A 21,042-nucleotide genomic window follows, 5' to 3' on the forward strand; every position below is an offset into this window, starting at 1 on the left:
GGGACAGCTCAGCCGGCCGGCAGGGCGACGTACGTCGTGTCGAGGTACTCCTCGATGCCCTCGAACCCGCCTTCCCGGCCGAACCCGCTCGCCTTGACCCCGCCGAAGGGAGCGGCCGGGTTGGAGACCAGACCGGTGTTGATGCCCAGCATGCCGGTCTCGAGACGCTCGGCGAGCCGGATGGTGCGGGCGAGGTCGCGGGTGTACGCGTAGGCGGCGAGACCGTACTCGGTCGAGTTGGCCAGCCGGATCGCCTCCTCCTCCGTGGTGAAGGTGGTGATCGGCGCGACCGGGCCGAAGATCTCGTTGCGTACCGCCTCGGCGTCGGCGGGCACGCCGGCGAGCACGGTCGGCGGGTAGAAGAACCCGTCGCCCCCGGGCACCCGGCCGCCGGTGAGCAGACGGGCCCCGCGATCGACCGCGTCGTCGACGAGCGCGGCGACGGAGTCGACCGCCTTCGCGTCGATCAGCGGGCCGACCTGGACGCCCACGTCCTGCCCGCGGCCGACCTTGAGCCCGCCCATCCGCTCGGCGAGCCGGGCGCCGAAGTCGTCGGCGACCGGAGCCTCCACGAGGAACCGGTTGGCGGAGGTGCAGGCCTCGCCCATGTTGCGCATCTTGGCGATCATCGCGCCCTCGACGGCCGCGTCCAGGTCGGCGTCGGCGAAGACCAGGAAGGGCGCATTGCCGCCGAGCTCCATCGACACCCGCTGGAGCTGCCCGGCGGACTGCTCGACGAGCGACCGGCCGACGGCGGTCGAGCCGGTGAAGCTCACCTTCCGCAGCCGCGGGTCGGCCTGAAGGGTCCGGCTGAGGCCGCCGGAGTCGGACGTCGTCACCACATTGAGTACGCCGGCCGGCAGGCCCGCCTCGGCGAGCAGGGCCGCCAGCAGCAGCATGGTCAGCGGGGTCTGCGACGCCGGCTTGATCACCATCGTGCAGCCCGCCGCCACCGCCGGGCCGATCTTGCGGGTGCCCATCGCCAGCGGGAAGTTCCACGGTGTGATGAACAGGCACGGACCGACCGGCTTGCGGACCGTCAGCAGCCGACTCCCGCCGGCCGGGTTCTGCATCCACCGGCCGTGGATCCGCACCGCCTCTTCCGAGAACCAGCGCAGGAACTCCGCCCCGTAGGTCACCTCGCCCTTCGCCTCGGCGATCGGCTTGCCCATCTCCAGGCTCATCACCAGCGCGAGGTCGTCGGCGTGCTCGATCACCAGCCCGAACGCACGGCGCAGGATCTCCCCCCGCTCGCGCGGTGCCGTCGCCGCCCACGCGCCCTGCGCTGCCACGGCCGCGTCCAGCGCCGCCCGGGCGTCGTCGAGCGTGCCGTCCGCGACGTCGGTGAGGACCGACCCGTCGGCCGGGTCGAGCACCTCGATGCGCCCACCCTCCGCTCCGGGACGCCACGCACCCCCGACGTACAGCTGGCGGCGCGACTCCGGGAGCAGGTGGGCGAGACGGTCACGGAAGGTCATGAGCCCACTGTGGCACTCCGCGGCCCGCTCCGGGAGGCCGCGCGACCGGGACCGAGGTCCCGGCGCCGGACGACTCGGGGAGGAATTCTGGGGTTCGGGTCTTGTCCCTCACCATCCGCACGCTAGAGTGGCACCAGTCGTACTTCGGAGGGAGCACCGATACGACTGAGCCCCTCGTTGACCCCATGCAATGAGGGGCTCTCTCCGTTTTGGATGGGCCGAGCGTGTCGCCCAGTCGAGGGCACCGCACGATCCTCGCTGCGCTCGGACCGCGGGCACCCTCGACGCGCTGCGCGCGGAGCGACACGCTGCCGACCTGCGGGCGGCCGGCTCAGGTGCAACCCACCTGACGTTGCCGGTCTGCGGGGCACCCACGCGGTTCCGCCGGGCCCGGATCGACCGCAGCACGGGGCTACAGGGCGCCGCGGAGGAAGCCCTCGAGGATCGGGCCGGCGGTCTGGGATCCGGACTCGCCGGTCTGCACGAACACCGCCACGGCGAGGTCGCCCTGGGCCGCGACCATCCAGGCATGGGTGCGGACGGCGTCGCCGTCGGCGTACTCGGCGGTGCCGGTCTTGGCGAGCACCGGGGGGCCGGGGAGGTCGGCCAGGCCGCGCCCGCTGCCCTCCGTCACGACCTGGCGCAGCATCGCCCGCAGCTGGTCGGCCTCGCCCGGGGCGAGCGGGGTCGCCTCCGCGGGGACCGCGACGTCGACCTGGTCGACGAGGCGGGGGACGACGGTGTGGCCCGCCTGGACGGACGCGATGACCGTGGCCATCGCCATGGGCGAGGCAAGCACCTTGCCCTGACCGATCAGCGACGCGGCGGCCTCGGTGTCGCTGGCGGGAGCGGGGACCTCGCCGAAGTACGCCGGGAAGCCGAGATCGTGGTCGATGCCGAGCCCCAGCGTGGCGGCGGCCGCGGCGAGATCCCCCGGGGCGAGCGCGTCACGCTCGCCGATGAGGGCGGTGTTGCAGGACTGGGCGATCGCCTCGCGCAGCGCGACGGTGCCGAGGGAGCTCGCCGGGTAGTCGGAGTAGTTCTTGAACTGCTTGCCGTCGACGGTGGTAGTCGGGGTGCACTCGACGGGGCTGTCGGGGGTCAGTCCGGCCCGCAGCAGGGCCAGCGAGGTGACGATCTTGAACGTCGACCCGGGCGCGAACTGGCCGAATGTGGCGTGGTTCTGGCCGCCGGTGCCCGGGTTGTTGGCGGCGGCGAGGATCGCCCCGTCGCTCGGACGCAGGGCGACCAGCGAGGCGGCGGGACCGGTCGCGGGCAGCGTCGCCTCGGCGAGCGTCTGCAGGTCCGGGTCGAGCGTGATCGCCAGCGCGCGGCCGGGCTCGGCGTCGTGGCGGTAGAGCTCGCGGCGCTCGGCGCCCTCCTCGGCGGGAACGGCGTACACGACCCGGCCCACGCTGCCGCGGAGCTGGTCGTCGTAGCGCGCCTGCAGGCCGGAGAGTCCGGCGATGTCGCCGCTGCGGTACTTCTCCGGCTCCTTCTCCACCATCTCGGCGGTCACCGGGCCGACCCGGCCGAGGATCGGCGCGGCGAAGTCGCGGCTGGGCGCGAGCGCCAGTTCCCCGTCCACGGTGTGCGCGCCCGGGATGGTCGCGAGGGCGTCCGCGAAGCCGGCCGGCTCCTGGCCCGCGCGGTAGGTGATCGCCTCGACGAAGGCGCGGGGTCCCGCCCCCTCCACCGCCTTCACGTAGGGCTTGACGTCGATCCCGACCAGCTGGGCCAGGGCGCGGGCGGAGGACTGCGCCGCCGCCGGGTCGACCCGCGAGCGGTCGATCCCGACCCGGACCACCTGCCGCTCGGTGACCAGGACCTGCCCGTCGGCCCCGGTGATGTCGCCGCGATCGGTGGCCTGCGTGACGGCGTCGAGCGTCTCGCCGTCGGCCAGGTCGGGCGCGACGACCTCGGGGCCGAAGACCACCTGGGTGGGGCCCTCGTCGAGGGTGCTCGCAGGGCGGAACTCGGCCGTGGTCTCGTAGGACCACGGGTCCGCGCCGTCGACGACGGGCCAGGACCAGGCGACCGGGGCGGTGTAGCGGTCCTTGCTCTCCGACACCTCGCCGATCGTGACCGCGGGCGTGATGCCGGCCATCCCGCCCACCAGGGCACGGTAGGACTCGAGCACCTCGTCGGGCGACCCGCTGCTGAAGGCGAGACCGGCGAACGGGTTCGGATCGCCCTCCTCCGCCGGCGCCGCCGCGGCGACCAGCGCCTTCTCCAGCTTCCGCGCGGCGGCGTCGGCCTCGGCCGTCGCATCGCTCCCGGAGCACGCGCTCAGCGCTCCGCCGAGCAGGAGCAGGGAGATGAGGGCTGCCGAGGTCCGCCGCATGACCTAGGTTCTACCAGCCGCCCCCGGCACGATCAGGTCAGCCGTGTCCGGCGAGGAAGCGGATGCCGCGCGTCGTCCCGTCCACGATGTCGGCCACGTGCGCCTGGAACCCGGGACAGGTGGTGATGTCGTGAGCACGGCACTCGAGGGCGTGCTGGGTCAGGTGCCGGGAGCGCTCCAGCTCGGCCTGTCGCCGGTCGAGCTCCTCGAGGTGGGCCCGCAGCGCGTCGCGGCGGCCGTCGACCGAGGCGTCGACGAGGGTCCTGATCTGCTCCAGGCTCATGCCGGAGGCCTTGCTGGCGAGGATCACCGCGACGCGGTACGCGTCGTCCTCGCCGTAGACCCGCCGCCCGGCGGAGTCCCGCTCCGGCCGCAGCAGGCCCTTGTCCTCCCAGTGCCGCAGCACGTGGGTCTCGAGCTCGAACCGGGCGGCGAGGTCACCGACCGACCAGCGGATGTCGTTGCGACTTGACTTCATGTGAACATGAAGTCACATCCTGGGGCACATGGACAACTCACACCTCCACGACGTCGCCGTGATCGGCGCCGGATCCGCGGGTCTCCAGGCCGCGCAGACCCTCGGTCGCATGCACCAGTCGACGATCGTCATCAGCACCGACCGCTACCGCAACGACCCGACCGGACACATGCACAACTTCCTCGGCCACGACGGCGCTCCGCCGGCCGAGCTGCGCCTGGCCGCCCGCAAGGACGCCGAGGCGTACGACGACGTGCGGTTCCTCGACACGGCCGGCGCGGGCGTCACCCGGATCTCCGGCGAGCTCGGCGCCTTCGTCCTCGAGATCGACGGCGAGCCCGCCGTCCACGCGCGCCGGGTCCTGCTCGCGACCGGCGTCCGGGACACGCTGCCCGACGTGCCCGGCGTCGCCGACAACTTCGGCGACCTCGTCGCGCACTGCCCCTTCTGCCACGGCCACGAGTACGCCGGCACCCGGGTCGGCATCCTCGGCGCCGCGCCTCACGTCGGCGCCATGGCCTCGATGCTGCTGCCGATCGCGCGGGACCGGGTCGTGCTCACCCACGGCGCGGACCTCGACGAGGCGACCGGGGCGGCCCTCGCCCGGACCGGCGCGACCGTGCTGACGGAGGTCGTGACCGGCGTACGCAAGGAGGGGGACGGACTGGTCGTCACCCTGGCCGGCGAGACCGAGCTCGCGCTCGGCGGGCTGATCGTGAAGACCGACTGGCAGCAGGCGGCACCGTTCGCCGACCAGCTCGGCCTGGAGGTGTCGGAGGTCGGCGCGGTCGTGGTCGACGCCTTCGGCCGGACCAGCCTGCCGGGCGTCTATGCCGCCGGCGACCTGGCCCAGGGACCCGGCCTGCCGATGCCCATGGCCTCGGTGCTCGTCGCCGCGTCCGCCGGGATGATGGCCGCCGCCGCCTGCGTGCAGGACGCCGCGCTGGCCCGGATCGCCTGAGCGACCGCCGAGCGGTCCTCGTGCCCCGTTGCCGCCAGGCGGCCTGCGGTGTCTCGGACTCGACCGCGTGGCCGGCAGCGTGGCGCCCGCGCGCAGCGCGTCGGGGCGTGCCCGCGGGCCGAGCGCAGCGAGCGCCCGGGCGGTGCGCCCCGACAGGCGACACGCTCGGCCCAAATAGCTCAGTACCAACCCACGCGTTCGGAGTGCTCCCAGGCCTTCTGGGCGTTGCCGTACCGCGCGGCGATGTAGGCCAGTCCCCAGCGGATCTGGGTCTGCGGGTTGGTCCGCCAGTCGCTGCCCACCACCGCCATCTTCGTGGCGGGCAGCGACTGCGGGATGCCGTAGGCGCCGGAGCTGGGATTCTCGGCGAGGTGGTTCCAGCCGGACTCGCGCTGCCAGAGCGCGTCGAGGTAGGGCCACTGGTCGGCGGGGAAGCCGAACTCGATCATCTCCTGGTAGCCGAGCGCCCGGTTGGAGCCGGGGTCGATCTCGGAGGGCAGCGGCGCGAGGGGCGTCCGCTTCGCGATCCGCTCGGCCCGGCGGGCCAGCTGGGCCATGATCTCCGCACTCGGTACGTCGGCCCGGGCTCCGGAGCGCGAGAGCTCGGGCGCCGGCTCGGTGGGCGCGCTCGCCGGTGCGCTCGACGCGCTCGGGGAGGTCGTCGGCGCGGGGCCGGGCTCGGCGGCCGGGGCCGTCGTACCTCCGCAGGCGCCCGCCAGCACGGCGACCGCCGCGGTCAGCGCGACCACACCGGGCCCGGCCGCACGCCGTGAGCTCCCCATGCGGTCCGAGGGTAGGTCAGTCGCGCGGCCGGCGGGAGCGGTTCGGCGGACCGTAGTCCTTCGCCAGCTCGATCAGCTTGCCGCTGATCCGGGTGCTCTTCAGTCGCTCCCACTGGTCGTCGGTCAGCCGCGCGGGCAGCTCGACGATCGAGTAGTCCGGTCGGATGGTGATCTTGCCGAAGTCGCGGCGGTCGAGGCCGCCCTCGTTGGCGAGCGCGCCGACGATCTGACGCGGCTCGACCCGGTGCCGCTTGCCGACCTGGATCTTGTAGGCCTGGAAGGCGCCGCCCGAGCGCGGGGCGCGGTCGCGTCCGCCCCGGGCCCCGTCGCGGTCGCGCGGGTCGCGCCTGCGGTCGCCACGGTCCGGCCGCTCGTCGTGCCGCTCCCGGCGCGGACGGCGCTCCGGCTCCGGCTCGGGCTCCAGCAGCAGCGGGGTGTCGCCCTGCATCGCGATCGCCAGCGCCGCGGCGACGTCGACCTCCGGCACGTCGTGCTCGCGGATGTAGTGGCTGACGACGTCGCGGAAGAAGGAGATCCGCGGCGACTCCAGCGCCGCGGTGATCTGGTCGTCGAAGCGGCTCAGGCGCGACTCGTTGATCGCGTCGACGCTGGGCAGCTGCATCTGCTCCAGCCTGGAGCGGGTCGCCTTCTCGATGTGCTTGAGCAGGTAGCGCTCGCGGGGGGTGATGAACGAGATGGCGTCGCCGCTGCGCCCGGCCCGGCCGGTGCGCCCGATCCGGTGCACGTAGGCCTCGGTGTCGGTCGGGATGTCGTAGTTGAACACGTGGCTGATCCGGGGCACGTCGATGCCGCGGGCGGCGACGTCGGTGGCGACGAGGATGTCGAGCTTGCCGTCCTTGAGCTGGTTGACGGTGCGCTCGCGCTGGGCCTGCACGATGTCGCCGTTGATCGCGGCGGCGCTGTAGCCGCGGGCACGCAGCTTCTCGGCGAGGGTCTCGGTCTCGTTCTTGGTGCGTACGAAGACGATCGCGCCCTCGAAGTTCTCCACCTCGAGGATCCGCGTCAGCGCGTCGACCTTCTGGGGGTAGCTGACCATCAGGTAGCGCTGCTTGATGTTCTCGGCGGTCCGGGTCTTGCGCTCGATGGCGATCTCGACCGGGTCCTTGAGGTAGGTCTGCGACAGCGTGCGGATCTGCTTGGGCATGGTCGCCGAGAACAGCGCGACCTGCTTGTCGTCCGGGGTGTCGGCGAGGATCGTCTCGACGTCCTCGGCGAAGCCCATGTTGAGCATCTCGTCGGCCTCGTCGAGGACGAGGAAGCGCAGCTCGGTGAGGTCGAGGGTCCCCTTGTCGAGGTGGTCCATGATCCGGCCGGGCGTGCCGACGACGATGTGCACGCCGCGGCGCAGGGCCGAGAGCTGGACGCCGTACCCCTGGCCGCCGTAGACGGGGAGCACGTGCACACCGCGCAGGTTGGCGGCGTACTTCTCGAACGCCTCGCAGACCTGCAGCGCGAGCTCGCGGGTGGGCGCCAGGACCAGGGCCTGCGGCGTCTTCTGCGCCAGGTCGAGCCGGTCGAGGATCGGCAGCGCGAAGGCGGCGGTCTTGCCGGTGCCGGTCTGCGCGAGGCCCATGACGTCGCGGCCCTCCAGCAGGTGCGGGATGGTCTCGGCCTGGATCGCGGAGGGCGACTCGTAGCCGATGTCCCGGAGGGCCTTGAGGATGCGGTCACCGAGACCGAGGTCGGCGAAGGTGGTCGGCTGGGCCTCGGCGTCTACCTGGTCACTCACCCGTCAAGGGTAGTGCCGTCAAGCGTGCGAGGCGTGATCCTCGTCGCGGTGCGCTGGGTCACCCGGCCGACGTGGAGGGTTCGACGGCGCGCAGTCTGGTAAGGACTGCCTGTAATGCCCGAACCGGCACATCCGCTTTCACCTTCGGCATACGGTCATGCTCCGCGACGAGAAAGATCTTCATGAGGCCCGACACCACCCACCGCCGCGTGCGGCACCTGCTGCTCGCGGCGATCGCCGTCCTCCTGTGCACCTCGGGCCTCGTGGCCGGAGTCGCCGAGCCCGCCAGCGCCGCGCCGAAGCCGGCGAAGGTGAAGGGCGTCAAGCTGAAGAAGCCGCGGGTCGACGGCACGACCGCCTCGTTCAAGGTGAAGTGGAAGCGCGCCGCCCGTGCGACGTCGTACAAGGTGAAGTGGAAGACCCCCGGCGGCAAGGCACGCAAGGCACGGACCGGGAAGACGTCGCACGTCATCACCGGCCTCGCCCAGGGCGTGGACTACTGCGTGAAGGTGCGCGCCTACAACGGCAAGCGCAAGGGCAAGTGGTCCAAGCAGGTCTGCCGTACGTCGCCGCAGCTGGCTCCGGTCCAGCCGGTGTGGGTCGAGCGGCAGCAGCCCCAGGGCGGCACCGTCGCACTGACGTTCCGGTGGAACGAGGTGCCGGGCGCGACGTCGTACGAGCTGGCCTACGTGCCGGGCGAGAAGGACATCCAGAAGCACAAGAAGAAGAAGGTCGTCACCGTGCCCGCGACGGGCACCGGCACGGCGGCCACCGTCGTCGGCGGCTTCGCCCCGAGCCAGACCTACTGCTTCCAGGTCCGGGCGAGCGGGCCGCGGGGCACCGGCGCGTGGGGCGTCGCGGGCTGCAAGTTCACCGAGCCCGCCAGCCGGTTCACCGGCGGCGGGATCCACGTGAACATGATGACCTGGAACATGTGCAGCAGCTCGAGCGTCCCCGCGTGCATGAACCGTCCGTGGGACGACCGCAAGGTCGCGGCCCGCCAGCTGATCGAGCGGGTGCAGCCCGACGCGGTCGCGCTGCAGGAGTCGAGCCCGGCGGTCGACGAGCTGGACACGGCGGCCGGCTACGAGCGCGCCTGCCAGGTCGGCGTCGGCCTCCCCGACCAGCCCAACGCCCGCAACCAGTCGCTCATCGTCAAGTCCCAGAAGTTCGACGTCGTCGCCGACACCGCACGCGGGCTGCGCTTCTCGGGATACAGCCACGGCGGCTGCTGGGTCCGAGTGATCGACACCGTCACGACCCGCCCGCTGATCCTCGCCAGCATCCACCTGTCCAACCCGGCGGCGCCCGCCTCCGACCAGGATCGCCAGGCTCAGATGGCCGCGTTCTGGGGAGCGTTGAACGCCGATCCGAACGCCGCGGGACTGCCGGTGCTGCTGGCCGGCGACTACAACTCGGACCGCAACCGGCCGCTCGACGGCCCCCGCGTCTTCCTCAACTCGATCGGCTACGACGACGCCTTCGACGCGGCCGAGGCCTACCAGTCGCTGCCGTACGTCAACTCGTGGAACAACTGGACGCTGCCGCCGCCGATCTCCCTGCGCTGGGGCGGGCACGTCGACCGGGTCTTCGTCCCGCCGTACGCACGGGTGACCAGCTGGCAGATGGAGCAGCCCTTCGCCGGCGGCCTCCAGCTCTCCGACCACGCGCCCGTGCGGGTGACGGTCGAGATCCCCTGACCGACGACCCGACCGCCGACCCGGCCGGTCGCCGGGCCGGCGCCGTCACTCCACGGTGACGGACTTGGCGAGGTTGCGCGGCTTGTCGATGTCGTGGCCCAGCTCCAGGGCGGCGTGGTAGGCGAGCAGCTGCAGCGGGATCGTGAGGAGGATCGGGTCGAGCTCACGCTCGTTGCGCGGCACGTCGATCCGGCCGACCACCCTGCCGCCGGGTCCGTCCAGGTCGCCGAGGTCGACGCCGGCATGGGTGACGACGACGAGCGGGCCGCCGCGCGCGGCGATCTCGTGGAGGGCGGCGACATTGCGCTCGACGAGCTCGTCGTCCGGCACGACGGCGACGGTCGGCACCTCCGGCGAGATGAGCGCGAGCGGGCCGTGCTTGAGCTCGCTCGTCTGGTAGGCCTCCGCGTGCCGGTAGCTGATCTCCTTGAACTTCTGCGCGCCCTCGCGCGCGACGGGGAAGCCGCGCACGCGGCCGACGAAGAACAGGTTCTCCGCCTCCGCGAGCCGCTTCGCCACGACCGCGAGCTCGGCCTCGGTCGCCAGCACCTGGTCGATCTGCTCGGGGATCCGGGTGAGGCCGGCGATGAGCCGACGGCCGTCGGCGATGGAGAGGTCGCGGACCCGGCCGAGCTGGACGGCGAGCATCGCGAAGGCGAGGAACATGTTCGTCAGCGCCTTGGTCGACGCGACGGCGACCTCGGGTCCGGCGTGCAGGTAGATCCCGCCGTCCACCTGGCGCGCGATGGCCGAGCCGACGACGTTGACCAGGCCGATCACCCGGCCCCCCTTGCGCTGGACCTCCTGGACGGCCAGCAGGGTGTCGATGGTCTCCCCCGACTGGCTCACCGCGACGTACAGCGTGTCGGGCTCGACGATCGGGTTGCGGTAGCGGAACTCGCTCGCCGGCTCCGCGTCGGCCGGGACCCTCGCCAGCTCCTCGAGGAGGGAGGCCCCCATCTGTCCGACGTAGTACGCCGAGCCGCAGCCCAGGATCTTGACCCGGCGGATCGCGCGCAGCTCGCGGGCGTCGAGGTTCAGGCCGCCGAGGTGCCCGGTGCCGAACCGGTCGTCGAGGCGGCCGCGGAGCACGGCCTCCGCGCGGATGGGCTGCTCGAGGAGCTCCTTGTGCATGAAGGAGTCGTGCTCGCCGGCGTCGTACGCCGCCGGGTCGATGTCCACCTCCTTGGCACGGCGGTCCGTGGCGGTCAGCTCGGTGCGCCCGGTGGCCTCGAGCCGGCCCAGGGAGTAGGTCGTGAAGCCGGCGGCGGTCACCGTCGCCATCTCGCCGTCGTCGAGATGCGCGACGGTCGTCGTGTAGCGCACGAGGGCGGCGAGGTCGGAGGCGACGTGCATCTCGCGATCGCCGACGCCGATGATCAGCGGACTTCCGTTGCGCGCGACGACGAGTCGGTCGGGGAAGTCCTCGTGGGCGACGGCGACGCCGTAGGTGCCCTCGACCCGGGCCAGCGCCTCGGCGGTCCGCTGCTCGAGGGTCGTCGCCGTCGAGCGCGCGATCAGGTGGGCGAGCACCTCGGTGTCGGTGTCGGATGCGAGAACCACGCCGTCGTCCGCGAGCTCGGCGCGCAGCGCGGCCGCGTTGTCGATGATGCCGTTGTGGACCACCGCGACCCGGGACGCCTCGTCGGTGTGGGGATGGGCGTTGGCGTCGTTGGCCGGCCCGTGGGTCGCCCAGCGGGTGTGCCCGATGCCGATCTTGCCGCCGAACCGCTTGGGCAGGCCGTCGGCGAGGTCGCGTACCCGGCCCGCCCGCTTGGCGACCTTCAGCCCGCCGCCCCCGAGCACCGCCACCCCGGCCGAGTCGTAGCCGCGATGCTCGAGCCGCGACAGCCCCTCCAGCAGGAGGGGCGCCGCCTGTTGGGTCCCGATGTAGCCGACGATGCCGCACATGTCCTGGTCCTCCCTGGGTCGTGTCGGCCCGATCAGCCGTAGATCATCCGCCGGAGCTGGCGCTCCGACAGCTGCGGTGCCGCGACCACCGTGGTCCGCAGCTCCGCACGGAGCCGGGCGAAGATCTGCTCGTTCTTCGCACCCTGGGCCTTCAGCTCCGCGTGCCGACGCCGGACCCATTCCTCCACCGTCTCGTCGTGGAAGGCGAGGACGTCCTGGATCAGGCGGATGGCCTCCGCGCTGCCCAGGCCGGTGCTGTCCTGGACGTGCCGGAGGAGCCGCTGGTCGACGTGCACCAGGTGAGCGTGCACCCCAGGCGCAGGTCATTTCAACTTCCTGCCCGGAATCGGGCAGGAATGGCAGATTTGTCGCGATCACGCTCCTCCAGCGCGCGGTGGAGCGTCGACTGCCTTCGAGACCGGTCGCCACCCGGCCAGGTGGAGCGGCGTCGGCACGGATGTGGCCTCTTCGGGCGGCGGAGTGGGGAATGTGCTACCTTGGTGAACACAAGGTGAACAGGAGGTGACCCATGACCAACACGCACATGACCGACACGCATCTCGAGATGCGCTGGCTGCCGGTGACCGGCGCCGACGGACACACGCGCATGGAGGCCGTCTGGGTCGAGGTCGGCCAGCCCGCCGCCACGCACTCGCACGCTGCCTGACGCACGCGACTCTCTTCGACAAGCCGCCCCGCCCCGGGGCGGCTTGTCGCATTTCCGGGTACCTGCGGGGCGAGAGAGGCCGGTCCGCCCGGCATGTGACCCGGGTCACGGACTTGTCCGGGAATGGTTGACGTGTCACCATTGGTTCCGGTCTTTGAAGTTTCAACGAACCCCACCATCAGGAGCACCCACCATGAGCGAGTCCGCAGTTCTCAGCGACATCTCCGGCGACTACACCCTCGACACCGCCCACAGCCGCCTCGGCTTCGTCGCCCGGCACGCGGTGGTCACCAAGGTCCGTGGCCAGTTCACCGACTGGAACGCGACGGCGCACATCGACACCGCCAACCCCGCCGCCTCGTCGGTCACCCTCACCATCAACCCCGCGAGCGTCAGCACCGGCGCCGCCGACCGTGACGGCCACCTGACCTCCCCCGACTTCTTCGACACCGCCGCCTTCCCGGAGTGGAAGTTCGTCTCCACCGACGTCAGCCGCGACGGCGACGAGTGGACGATCACCGGCGACCTCACCATCAAGGACGTCACGAAGCCGGTCACCATCGAGTTCGAGGAGAACGGCTCCGCCAAGGACCCGTTCGGCAACATCCGCGTCGGCTTCGAGGGCTCCGTCACGGTCAACCGCAAGGACTGGGGCCTGACCTGGAACGCCGCGCTCGAGACCGGCGGCGTCCTCGTCTCCGAGAAGATCAAGCTCGAGTTCGACATCTCGGCGATCAAGAACGCCTGACCGCCGCGCGCGAAAATCGCGCGCCGACACCCGGGTGAGTCGTCCAGACTCATCCGGGTGTCCGTCATCTCCCTGCCGCCCGGCCTGACCACCCGCCCGCTCACCGTCGCCGACGCGCCCGCCACCTTCGAGGTGATCGCCGCGCAGGAGCGCCATGACCTCGGCACCGTCGAGATCGACGAGGCCGACCTGCTCAGTGACTGGCAGCGGCCGTCCCACGACCTCGGCGCGAGCTCCGTCGCGGTGCTCGACGGCGACCGCGTCGTCGCCTACGCCGAGCACCTCGGCGAGGAGCGGTACGACGCCGCGGTGCTGCCGGCGTACCGCGGTCGCGGCATCGGCACCTGGCTTGCCGACTGGGCCCAGCGGCTGGCCCGCGAGCGGGGCGTCGCCGTGCTCGGCATGCCCGTGCCCGAGGGATCGGCCGGTGACCGCCTGTTGACCGCGCTCGGCTACCACGTGCGCTGGACCAGCTGGATGCTGCGCCTGCCGGAGGGCGCGCTGATCGAGGAGCGGCCCCTGCCCGCCGGCTACGCCCTGCGAGCGGCACGGCCCGAGGACCACGAGCAGGTGTGGACCGTGACCGAGGACGCCTTCTTGGAGTGGTCGCGTCGCGAGCGCGCCACTCTCGCCGACTTCGGCGCACAGGTGTGGGAGCGGCCGGGGTTCGAGCCGTGGCACCTGCAGCTCGTCACCGGCCCCGACGGGCGGGTGGTCGGCGTGTCGCACGCCTGGAACACCACCGGCGACGACCTCATCGAGACCTACGTGTCCCGGCTGGCGGTCGCCCGGGAGCACCGGGGGCGCGGGTTGGCGCAGGCGCTGCTCGTCGCGGCGTTCGCGGCGGGCCGGAGCCGGGGCGCCACCTCCTCGAGCCTCTCGACGGACTCCCGGACCGGTGCGCTCGGCCTCTACGAGAAGGTCGGCATGCGCCCGGCCTCCACCTGGGTGCACCGCGGGATCGCCCTGTCCTGAGCCGGCGACGACGGGCGCGGGCCGACGGACGGGTCCCGACCGAGCGCGGCCTCGACAAAGGAGAACCCGCTGATCCTGGTGGCGGACTACCTCATCGTCGGCTGACCCACCGGCCGGGCGCCCGGCCGGTCCGTCATCACCTCGCGGGCGAGCAGCGCGACATGGAGGGCCAGCACGTTCTCCGGGTCGGTCAGGTCGATGTCGACGACCTGGCCGATCCGCTGCAGGCGGGCATACAGGGCCGGTCGCGAGATGTGGCACAGCTCGGCGGCGCGCACCTTGTTGCCGCCACTGCGGCAGTACGCCGCGAGGGTGTCGGCCAGTCGCTCACCGGTGCGGGCGTCGTGGGCCAGCAGCGCTCCGAGCTCGCGCTCGACGTACTGCTGCAGGCGCGGGTCGGTGCGCAGCAGGTGCAGCAGACCCCGCAGGCGCAGGTCGTAGAGCCGCACGGCGCGCGGCGGGTCGGCGGGGACGGCCGAGTCGGCGACGACCAGCGCCTCGCGGACGCTGCTCGCCGCGCCGGCGACGTCGTCGATCGCCGAGCCCACGCCGATGGCCAGACGTGCGCCGGTGCGGGCCAGTCGGGCGACCAGCCGGTCGGTCAGGACGTCGGCCGCCCCCGGCGCGTGGGCCACGAGCGCGACCACCCGCTCGTCGTCGACCGGGCCGACCAGGCCGCTGGCGCGCCGCACCCGCAGCTCGTCGAGCAGGTCCGAGGCGACCGCCCGCAGGTCGCCGGCATCGCCCCCGGTGTCGTGCATGCGGACCACCAGGCCGGTCACGTGGCGGCCCTTCCAGCGCAGCCCGAGGGAAGTCAGGCGCGCGGCCAGGTGCGGGACGTCGGCGCCGGCCGCGAGCTCGGTGAGCAGGGTGCGGTGTGCGTGGAGCTCGAGGCTCTGGGCGTCGCGGTCGATGAGCCGACCCATCGCCAGCGCGGTCGCGCCACGCTCGAGGAGCATCCGATGGCGCGGCTCCACCTCCCCGTCGGCCCCGTCGGTGCCGTCGGGGAGCAGCACGAGCCGCCCGAACCGGCCCGGCTCGGGTCCCACGTCGACGGCGACACCCAGGCCACCCGGAGCAGCCGGACCAGCCGGACCAGCCGGACCGCCCCGACCACCCTGACCGCGCAGGCGGGCGCTGCGCGATCGCCGCTCCCAGTCGCCGATGACGGCGTCGTGGTCGCGCCCTGCCGTGTTGTAGGCGATGACGTGGTGGACGAGGTTCTCGAACACCACCGGCCGGCCGGCCATCTCGGCGACCAGGTCGACCACCTGCTGCGGCCGCGCCCGGCCGAGCGTCAGCCGAGTGAAGGCGCGGTGCGCCTCCTCCGACGCCTCGAGCTCGGCGAGGTGCGCGTTGACGACGATCCGGTGGACGGCCTGGGTGACGGAGACGAAGGAGGTCTCCCGCCGGAAGGCGACCAGTGGGAGGCCGCGCTCCTCAGCGGCGGCGACGAGGGCGGGCGGCAGGGCATCGGTGTAGCGCCGGCCGAGCTCGATCGCCAGGCCGGCGATGCCCACCCCGACCAGCCCGTCGACGTACCGGCGCAGGGCGGACGACGACGCGGGCAGCGCGATGCCCGTCGTGAGCAGGAGCTCGTCGCCGCTGAGCAGCTCGGCGATGTCGCTCAGCTCGCTCACGTGGACCCAGCGGACCGGGCGGTCGAGGCGGCCGGCGCCGGCGAGGACGACCGGGTCCCCGCGCTGCAGCTCGGGCAGGGCGAGCACCTCGGCGAGCGTCGGCAGCACGCGCGCCACCTCCTTGTCATCATGTCAATCCCGGCGGCCGATCAGAGACAGTCTGCCACTGCCGCGGGGCGCCGCCTCGGCCTACGGTCCCGACCATGACCGCGACCCCCATCCCCCACTGGCTCGACGGCGCCCGCCTCACCGTCGACGGCGCCCCGACCGGCGAGGTGTTCAACCCCGCGACCGGCGAGGTCACCGGTGCCGTCCAGCTCGCGGACGCCGCACTCGTCGACCGGGCGGTGGCCTCGGCCGCTACCGCGGCGCGCGAGTGGCGCACCAGCTCGCTCGCCCGGCGTACCCAGGTCCTCTTCGCCTTCCGCGAGCTGGTCCGCGGCCACGCCGACGAGCTGGCCGCCGCCATCACCGCCGAGCACGGCAAGGTCCTCGACGACGCCGCCGGCGAGGTCGCCCGCGGCCTCGACAACATCGACTACGCCGTCGGCATCGCCGAGCACCTGCGCGGCTCTTTCTCCTCCGAGGTCGGCACCGGCATCGACGTCCGGTCGATCCGCGAGCCGCTCGGCGTCGTCGCCGGCATCACGCCGTTCAACTTCCCCGTCATGGTGCCGTTGTGGATGTGCGCCAACGCCATCGCGACCGGCAACGCGTTCATCCTCAAGCCCAGCGACCGCGACCCGTCGGCATCACTGCTGCTCGCCGAGCTGTGGCAGCAGGCGGGGCTGCCCGACGGGGTGTTCACCGTGCTCCAGGGCGACGCCGGCACCGTGCGGGAGCTGCTCGCGCACCGCGGGGTCGCGGCGGTCAGCTTCGTCGGCTCGACCCCCGTCGCCCAGGCCGTCTACGAGGCGGGCACCCGTGCCGGCAAGCGGGTCCAGGCCCTCGGCGGCGCCAAGAACCACATGATCGTGCTGCCCGACGCCGACCTCGGGATGGCCGCCGACGCCGCGGTCTCGGCCGCCTACGGTTCCGCCGGCGAGCGCTGCATGGCCGTCTCCGTGCTGGTCGCGGTCGGCGACGTCGCCGACCGGCTGGTCAAGGAGATCGAGAACCGCGCCCTCGACATCACGGTCGGCGACGGCACCCGGCCCGGCACCGGCATGGGGCCGCTCATCACCGGCGCGCACCGCGACCGGGTCGCCGGCTACGTCGACGCCGGCGCGACGGCGGGCGCGACCGTCGTGCTCGACGGGCGTCGTCACGAGGTCCCGGAGTCGGGCTTCTTCCTCGGGCCCTCGCTCCTCGACCACGTCACCGAGGAGATGTCGGTCTACCGCGACGAGATCTTCGGGCCGGTGCTCTCGGTCGTGCGCGTCGACACCTTCGACGAGGCGATCGACCTCGTCAACCGCAACGAGTTCGCCAACGGCGTGGCGCTGTTCAGCCGCGACGGCGGCGCGGCGCGCAGGTTCGAGCGCGAGATCGAGGTCGGCATGGTCGGCGTCAACGTGCCGATCCCGGTGCCGGTCGCGCACTACTCGTTCGGCGGGTGGAAGTCGTCGCTCTTCGGCTCGCACCACATGTACGGCGCCGAGGGCATCGAGTTCTTCACCCGAGCCAAGGTCATCACCTCGCGGTGGCCCGACCCGGCGACCTCGGCCGTCGACCTCGGCTTCCCGCGGAACCGGTGAGCGGCATGACCACCGTCTCCTCCGGGATCACCACCGACACCGCCGTGGAGCAGGTCGTCGCCGACGACCGTGCGCACGTCTTCCACTCCTGGTCGGCACAGGACAAGATCACGCCGCTGGCGATCGCGGGCGGCGAGGGGTCGCGGTTCTGGGACTACCACGGGAGGCGGTACCTCGACTTCTCCTCGCAGCTGGTCAACCTCAACCTGGGCTACCAGCATCCCGCCGTGGTCGCGGCGATCCAGGAGCAGGCCGCGCGGCTGTGCATGGTGCAGCCGGCGTTCGCCAACGATGTGCGCGGCGAGGCCGCACGGCTGATCGCCGAGCGCGCGCCCGGCTCGCTGAACCACGTGTTCTTCACCAACGGCGGCGCCGAGGCCAACGAGAACGCGATCCGGATGGCGCGACTGCACACCGGACGGCACAAGGTGCTGGCGACGTACCGCAGCTATCACGGCGCCACCGCCGGTGCGATCGCGCTGACCGGCGACCCGCGACGCTGGCCCTCCGAGCCGTCGATCCCCGGCTCGGTGCACTTCTGGGGCCCGTACCCCTACCGCTCGGCGTTCCACGCGACCTCCGAGGAGGAGGAGAGCGTGCGCGCGCTGCAGCACCTGGCCGACACGATCATGGTCGAGGGCCCCTCGACCATCGCGGCGATCGTGCTGGAGACCGTGGTCGGCACGAACGGCGTGCTGGTGCCGCCGCCGGGCTACCTCGCCGGCGTACGCGCACTGTGCGACGAGCACGGGATCGTGCTCGTCGCCGACGAGGTGATGGCGGGCTTCGGTCGGTGCGGCGAGTGGTTCGCCGTCGACCACTGGGGCGTGACGCCGGACCTGATCACCTTCGCGAAGGGCGTGAACTCCGGATACGTCCCGCTCGGCGGCGTCGTGATCTCGGAGTCGATCTTCGACACCTTCCGCGAGCGTGCCTATCCCGGCGGCCTCACCTACTCCGGCCACCCGCTGGCCTGCGCGGCGGCCGTCGCGTCGATCCGGGTGATGTCGGACGGCGTACTCGACCACGTGCGGGAGATGGGCCGCGACGTGATCGGCCCGCGGCTCGCGGAGATCGCCGAGCGGCACCCGTCGGTCGGCGACGTCCGCGGGCTCGGGGTGTTCTGGGCGGTGGAGCTGGTCCGCGACCGCGACACCCGCGAGCCGCTGGTCCCGTTCAACGCGGCCGGGCCCGCCGCGGAGCCGATGGCCCGCTTCACCGCGGCCTGCAAGGACCGCGGCCTGTGGCCCTTCGTGCACTTCAACCGCACCCATGTCGCCCCGCCCTGCACCACCTCGCGCGAGGAGCTGCTCGAGGGGCTCGCGATCCTCGACGAGGCGCTCGACGTGGCCGACGAGTACGCCGCGGGCTGACCCCGACCCGTCGCAGACTGAACCCGGAAACGCACCGACCCGGCCCAGATTGAACCCGGAAACACGCCGACCCGGCGCAGATTGAACCGCGGATCACGCAGTGCTGTTTCATCCGCGCCGGGTCAGCGCATGTTGCTGTTTCATCTGCGCCGGGTCGGCGGGTGGGGATCAGCTGTCGGCGGCCTCGGCGGGGTCCTCCGGGTCCGCGTCCCGGTCCTGGGTCGGGCCGTCGGCGAGGATGCCGTACAGGCTGCGCCGGGCGTCGACGAGGACGCCGACGGCGGCCTGGCGCTGGGCGTCGGAGCCGGCGGTCACGATCTGCCAGACCGCGCTCATGACCTGGCCGATCTCGGCCTTGAGGTCGGCGTGGCCCTGGTCGACGGCACCGGCGTGGGTCCGCTCCCGGTCCCGGTCGAAGGGCACCCAGACGGCGGCGAGCTCGGCGGCGTGCTCCTCGCACCAGGTGGCGCCCTTGGCGGTCAGCCGCATCGCCCGGCGGCCGCGGGCCTCGTCGATCTCGACCAGCTCCTCGTCCTGGAGCTGCTGGACGGTCGGGTACACCGAGCCGGGGCTCGGCTTCCAGACGCCGCCGCTGCGCTCGGTGATCGCCTGGATCACCTGGTAGCCGTTCGGCGACTCCTCGCGCTGGTTGGCCTCGCGGAGCACGTCGAGGATGGCGGAGCGGACGTCGCCGCGCCGGACCCGGGGTCCCCGGCCCGGCTCAGGGCGGCCCATGCCGAAGAGGCCGGCGAGCCAGGGCGGCGGCATGCCCGGACCGCCGAAGCCGTGCCCCGGACCACCGTGGCGGCCCCGGCCGCGGCCGGGCTCCCCCCACTGGTCCCAGCCGGCCCAGCCGCCCCAGGGGCCCGGGCCCCCGCCGCGCTGGCGCCGCTGGAACCCGCGCGGCTCGGAGCGACCCCAGGGGTCGCGGTCGTCGTGAGGACGGAAGTTCTCGTCGTGGCGTCCCATGTCGGGACCTCCTTCGATGTCGAGGGCCTCGTGGGCCCCGGTCGGTGTTCGAGATATCGCGGAACAGTTCGTGTTCGTATCGCGATATATCGCCACCGTACGCGATGAGAAGCCGTCGCACAAGCCGCTCCTCGGCGAGGGGTCAGGTGCGGTCGGACCGGGCCCGGGCGTACCGGCGCCGGCCACGAGAACCCGGCCCGAGATCGCGGTCGTCGGCATGGCGGGATCGAGACGGCGGTCCACCGGACCCGTCCGCGGCGGCGGAGGCCACCACCCACCGGGCGACCCGGGCGATGCGCAGGGCCATCGTCGCCGAGGGCGCCACCGTGCCGGTGAGGTACGTCGACAGCCGCGACGGCGAGGTGCCGACCAGGGCCGCGAACTCCCGCTGCGAGAGGCCCGTGCTCTCGACGCTGGAGCGGATCTGGTGCGCGACGGCACGCCGCTCGCTCTCCCGTGCCACCCGCTGCGCCAGCGTCACGAACGCCTGCACGGCCGCGGTCTCGCCCACTCGGCCGGTGGAGCCGATGAGCTCCAGATGCTCCTCCGCCTGACCGGTCCAGGGCGCGGCCACCGCGGCCGTCGCCAGCGCCCGCCAGGCTGCGAGGTCCCGGCTGTCGATCAGGGCGCCGAGGTCCGTCGCCGAGCGGATGTCGGGCGGCGCCTCGGCCCGCGCACCCACGAGCAGCAGTCGCAGCGCCGCCTCGGCACAGGACTCCTCGAGCGCGGGACGACCACTGACGACGGAGGTGCCCGCGCGGGCCTGCCGCCCCCAGGCGAGGCAGCCCAGCCGCGTGATCAGCCGGACGGTGAGCGAGCGCTCCTCATCGTCGATCGACGCCAGCACCCGCTCCTGGATCCGCGCGAGACCGGCCGCGCCCTCGGCCCGGCTCAACACCTCGAGGTGACCGACGTCCTCGGCCGATCCCAGGTGGATCAGCGCCAGGCTGTTGGCCAGCACCGCCCGGTGCAGCAATGCCGCCCTGCCCTCCAACGCGACCCACCGCGCCTGACCGCCGTCCCATGCCGCGCGGGCGTCGTCACCGACGCCGACGCGAGCCTCGAAGGACGAGATGATCTCCCACACTCGCCTGGTCCTCTTTCCACAGTCGGCGGCGCCCCTCCCCCGAGAGCGCCCGCCCGTGGACCCGCCTGTCCATCCGCAGGAGACTGACCGACCCTAACCAGGACGACCGGCGGTCGCAGCAGGATCTCGGATCCGACCGAGGTCTTTACCCACCGCGCAACGTGGCGTGAGCCACGGCCCTGGCTGGGCGATATCGCATCCGAGAACCGCCCGGTCAGGACGGTCCGCGCGTCGTGTTGAGATGGAGGCCGCGCTCACTCGGGCGGCGCGTCCGGACCCATCGGCCGGAGAACCCAGCCCCGAGACGTCGGCGGTCGGTTCCTCCGGCTCAACGCCGAGACCTCATCGGCGTTACGCCCTTGAAGGAGAATCGTGGAACGTCCTGCCCGCCCGGCACGCGTACCCGCCCGGATCGGCCCGCTCGGTGCCGACGCCGCCGGCGCGGTCCCGACCGCACCGCGCCACCACCTCGACTGACCCGC

17 protein-coding genes are annotated in these 21,042 nt (G+C 72.9%); 7 read left to right on the forward strand and 10 right to left on the reverse strand.

Going from position 1 to position 21,042, the window contains the following annotated elements:
* Nucleotides 1–8: 8 nt before the first annotated feature.
* From ACPZVR_RS18265 to ACPZVR_RS18275, 3 genes are all read right to left on the reverse strand, one after another.
* Nucleotides 9–1,478: an NAD-dependent succinate-semialdehyde dehydrogenase gene (locus tag ACPZVR_RS18265; RefSeq protein WP_436701108.1), complete on the reverse strand. Its 1,470-nt coding sequence runs from the start codon at nt 1,476–1,478 to the stop codon at nt 9–11.
* Nucleotides 1,479–1,890: 412 nt separating this feature from the next.
* Nucleotides 1,891–3,822 carry a penicillin-binding transpeptidase domain-containing protein gene (locus tag ACPZVR_RS18270; protein WP_436701109.1) on the reverse strand — a complete coding sequence of 644 codons (1,932 nt, stop codon included), beginning with the start codon at nt 3,820–3,822 and terminating at the stop codon, nt 1,891–1,893.
* Nucleotides 3,823–3,859: 37 nt separating this feature from the next.
* Nucleotides 3,860–4,300 (reverse strand): MerR family transcriptional regulator, encoded by a 441-nt coding sequence (locus ACPZVR_RS18275; protein WP_436701110.1) that lies wholly within the window; start codon nt 4,298–4,300, stop codon nt 3,860–3,862.
* 28 nt (nt 4,301–4,328) lie between these two features.
* On the opposite strand from ACPZVR_RS18275, the gene ACPZVR_RS18280 reads away from it, so the two are divergent.
* Nucleotides 4,329–5,261 carry an NAD(P)/FAD-dependent oxidoreductase gene (locus tag ACPZVR_RS18280; RefSeq protein ID WP_436701111.1) on the forward strand — a complete coding sequence of 311 codons (933 nt, stop codon included), beginning with the start codon at nt 4,329–4,331 and terminating at the stop codon, nt 5,259–5,261.
* Nucleotides 5,262–5,440: 179 nt separating this feature from the next.
* On the opposite strand, the gene ACPZVR_RS18285 is transcribed toward ACPZVR_RS18280, so the two are convergent.
* Both ACPZVR_RS18285 and ACPZVR_RS18290 read right to left on the reverse strand, forming a co-directional pair.
* Nucleotides 5,441–6,043 (reverse strand): aggregation-promoting factor C-terminal-like domain-containing protein, encoded by a 603-nt coding sequence (locus tag ACPZVR_RS18285; protein WP_436701112.1) that lies wholly within the window; start codon nt 6,041–6,043, stop codon nt 5,441–5,443.
* A gap of 16 nt (nt 6,044–6,059) precedes the next feature.
* A complete protein-coding gene (locus ACPZVR_RS18290) occupies nt 6,060–7,793 on the reverse strand; it encodes a DEAD/DEAH box helicase (RefSeq protein WP_436701113.1) in 1,734 nt (577 codons plus the stop codon).
* 182 nt (nt 7,794–7,975) lie between these two features.
* Here ACPZVR_RS18290 and ACPZVR_RS18295 point away from each other — a divergent pair, with 182 nt between their 5' ends.
* Nucleotides 7,976–9,493 (forward strand): endonuclease/exonuclease/phosphatase family protein, encoded by a 1,518-nt coding sequence (locus ACPZVR_RS18295; protein ID WP_436701114.1) that lies wholly within the window; start codon nt 7,976–7,978, stop codon nt 9,491–9,493.
* A 45-nt stretch (nt 9,494–9,538) separates the two neighbouring features.
* Here ACPZVR_RS18295 and glmS read toward each other — a convergent pair whose 3' ends face one another.
* The gene (gene glmS / locus ACPZVR_RS18300) at nt 9,539–11,404 is read right to left on the reverse strand and encodes a glutamine--fructose-6-phosphate transaminase (isomerizing) (RefSeq protein ID WP_436701115.1); all 1,866 of its coding nucleotides are present in this window, start codon (nt 11,402–11,404) and stop codon (nt 9,539–9,541) included.
* 32 nt (nt 11,405–11,436) lie between these two features.
* A complete protein-coding gene (locus ACPZVR_RS18305) occupies nt 11,437–11,700 on the reverse strand; it encodes a hypothetical protein (RefSeq protein ID WP_436701116.1) in 264 nt (87 codons plus the stop codon).
* 233 nt (nt 11,701–11,933) lie between these two features.
* Here ACPZVR_RS18305 and ACPZVR_RS18310 point away from each other — a divergent pair, with 233 nt between their 5' ends.
* From ACPZVR_RS18310 to ACPZVR_RS18320, 3 genes are all read left to right on the forward strand, one after another.
* Complete coding sequence (locus ACPZVR_RS18310) at nt 11,934–12,071, forward strand: hypothetical protein (RefSeq protein ID WP_436701117.1); 138 nt, start codon at nt 11,934–11,936, stop codon at nt 12,069–12,071.
* A gap of 193 nt (nt 12,072–12,264) precedes the next feature.
* Nucleotides 12,265–12,819, forward strand: coding sequence for a YceI family protein (locus ACPZVR_RS18315; RefSeq protein WP_436701118.1), 555 nt, complete (start codon nt 12,265–12,267; stop codon nt 12,817–12,819).
* A gap of 57 nt (nt 12,820–12,876) precedes the next feature.
* Complete coding sequence (locus tag ACPZVR_RS18320; RefSeq protein WP_436701119.1) at nt 12,877–13,794, forward strand: GNAT family N-acetyltransferase; 918 nt, start codon at nt 12,877–12,879, stop codon at nt 13,792–13,794.
* Nucleotides 13,795–13,880: 86 nt separating this feature from the next.
* On the opposite strand, the gene ACPZVR_RS18325 is transcribed toward ACPZVR_RS18320, so the two are convergent.
* The gene (locus ACPZVR_RS18325) at nt 13,881–15,542 is read right to left on the reverse strand and encodes a PucR family transcriptional regulator (RefSeq protein ID WP_436701120.1); all 1,662 of its coding nucleotides are present in this window, start codon (nt 15,540–15,542) and stop codon (nt 13,881–13,883) included.
* 95 nt (nt 15,543–15,637) lie between these two features.
* Here ACPZVR_RS18325 and ACPZVR_RS18330 point away from each other — a divergent pair, with 95 nt between their 5' ends.
* A complete protein-coding gene (locus tag ACPZVR_RS18330) occupies nt 15,638–17,131 on the forward strand; it encodes a CoA-acylating methylmalonate-semialdehyde dehydrogenase (RefSeq protein WP_436701121.1) in 1,494 nt (497 codons plus the stop codon).
* A 5-nt stretch (nt 17,132–17,136) separates the two neighbouring features.
* Nucleotides 17,137–18,504, forward strand: a complete 1,368-nt coding sequence (locus tag ACPZVR_RS18335; RefSeq protein WP_436701122.1) for an aspartate aminotransferase family protein — start codon at nt 17,137–17,139, stop codon at nt 18,502–18,504.
* Nucleotides 18,505–18,672: 168 nt separating this feature from the next.
* On the opposite strand, the gene ACPZVR_RS18340 is transcribed toward ACPZVR_RS18335, so the two are convergent.
* A complete protein-coding gene (locus tag ACPZVR_RS18340) occupies nt 18,673–19,473 on the reverse strand; it encodes a PadR family transcriptional regulator (protein ID WP_436701123.1) in 801 nt (266 codons plus the stop codon).
* A gap of 142 nt (nt 19,474–19,615) precedes the next feature.
* Nucleotides 19,616–20,560: a helix-turn-helix domain-containing protein gene (locus tag ACPZVR_RS18345; RefSeq protein ID WP_436701124.1), complete on the reverse strand. Its 945-nt coding sequence runs from the start codon at nt 20,558–20,560 to the stop codon at nt 19,616–19,618.
* Between the last annotated feature and the right edge of the window lie 482 nt (nt 20,561–21,042).

This window comes from Nocardioides segetis (assembly GCF_051390595.1).
Classification (GTDB): Bacteria; Actinomycetota; Actinomycetes; order Propionibacteriales; family Nocardioidaceae; genus Nocardioides.

Coding starts and splice junctions, on each gene's coding strand:
- ACPZVR_RS18270 (WP_436701109.1), bottom strand. CDS start 3,822: ATGCGGCGGACCTCGGCAGCCCTCATCTCCCTGCTCCTGCTCGGCGGA.
- ACPZVR_RS18330 (WP_436701121.1), top strand. CDS start 15,638: ATGACCGCGACCCCCATCCCCCACTGGCTCGACGGCGCCCGCCTCACC.
- ACPZVR_RS18335 (WP_436701122.1), top strand. CDS start 17,137: ATGACCACCGTCTCCTCCGGGATCACCACCGACACCGCCGTGGAGCAG.
- ACPZVR_RS18295 (WP_436701114.1), top strand. CDS start 7,976: ATGAGGCCCGACACCACCCACCGCCGCGTGCGGCACCTGCTGCTCGCG.
- ACPZVR_RS18340 (WP_436701123.1), bottom strand. CDS start 19,473: ATGGGACGCCACGACGAGAACTTCCGTCCTCACGACGACCGCGACCCC.
- ACPZVR_RS18285 (WP_436701112.1), bottom strand. CDS start 6,043: ATGGGGAGCTCACGGCGTGCGGCCGGGCCCGGTGTGGTCGCGCTGACC.
- ACPZVR_RS18310 (WP_436701117.1), top strand. CDS start 11,934: ATGACCAACACGCACATGACCGACACGCATCTCGAGATGCGCTGGCTG.
- glmS (WP_436701115.1), bottom strand. CDS start 11,404: ATGTGCGGCATCGTCGGCTACATCGGGACCCAACAGGCGGCGCCCCTC.
- ACPZVR_RS18275 (WP_436701110.1), bottom strand. CDS start 4,300: ATGAAGTCAAGTCGCAACGACATCCGCTGGTCGGTCGGTGACCTCGCC.
- ACPZVR_RS18315 (WP_436701118.1), top strand. CDS start 12,265: ATGAGCGAGTCCGCAGTTCTCAGCGACATCTCCGGCGACTACACCCTC.
- ACPZVR_RS18265 (WP_436701108.1), bottom strand. CDS start 1,478: ATGACCTTCCGTGACCGTCTCGCCCACCTGCTCCCGGAGTCGCGCCGC.
- ACPZVR_RS18280 (WP_436701111.1), top strand. CDS start 4,329: ATGGACAACTCACACCTCCACGACGTCGCCGTGATCGGCGCCGGATCC.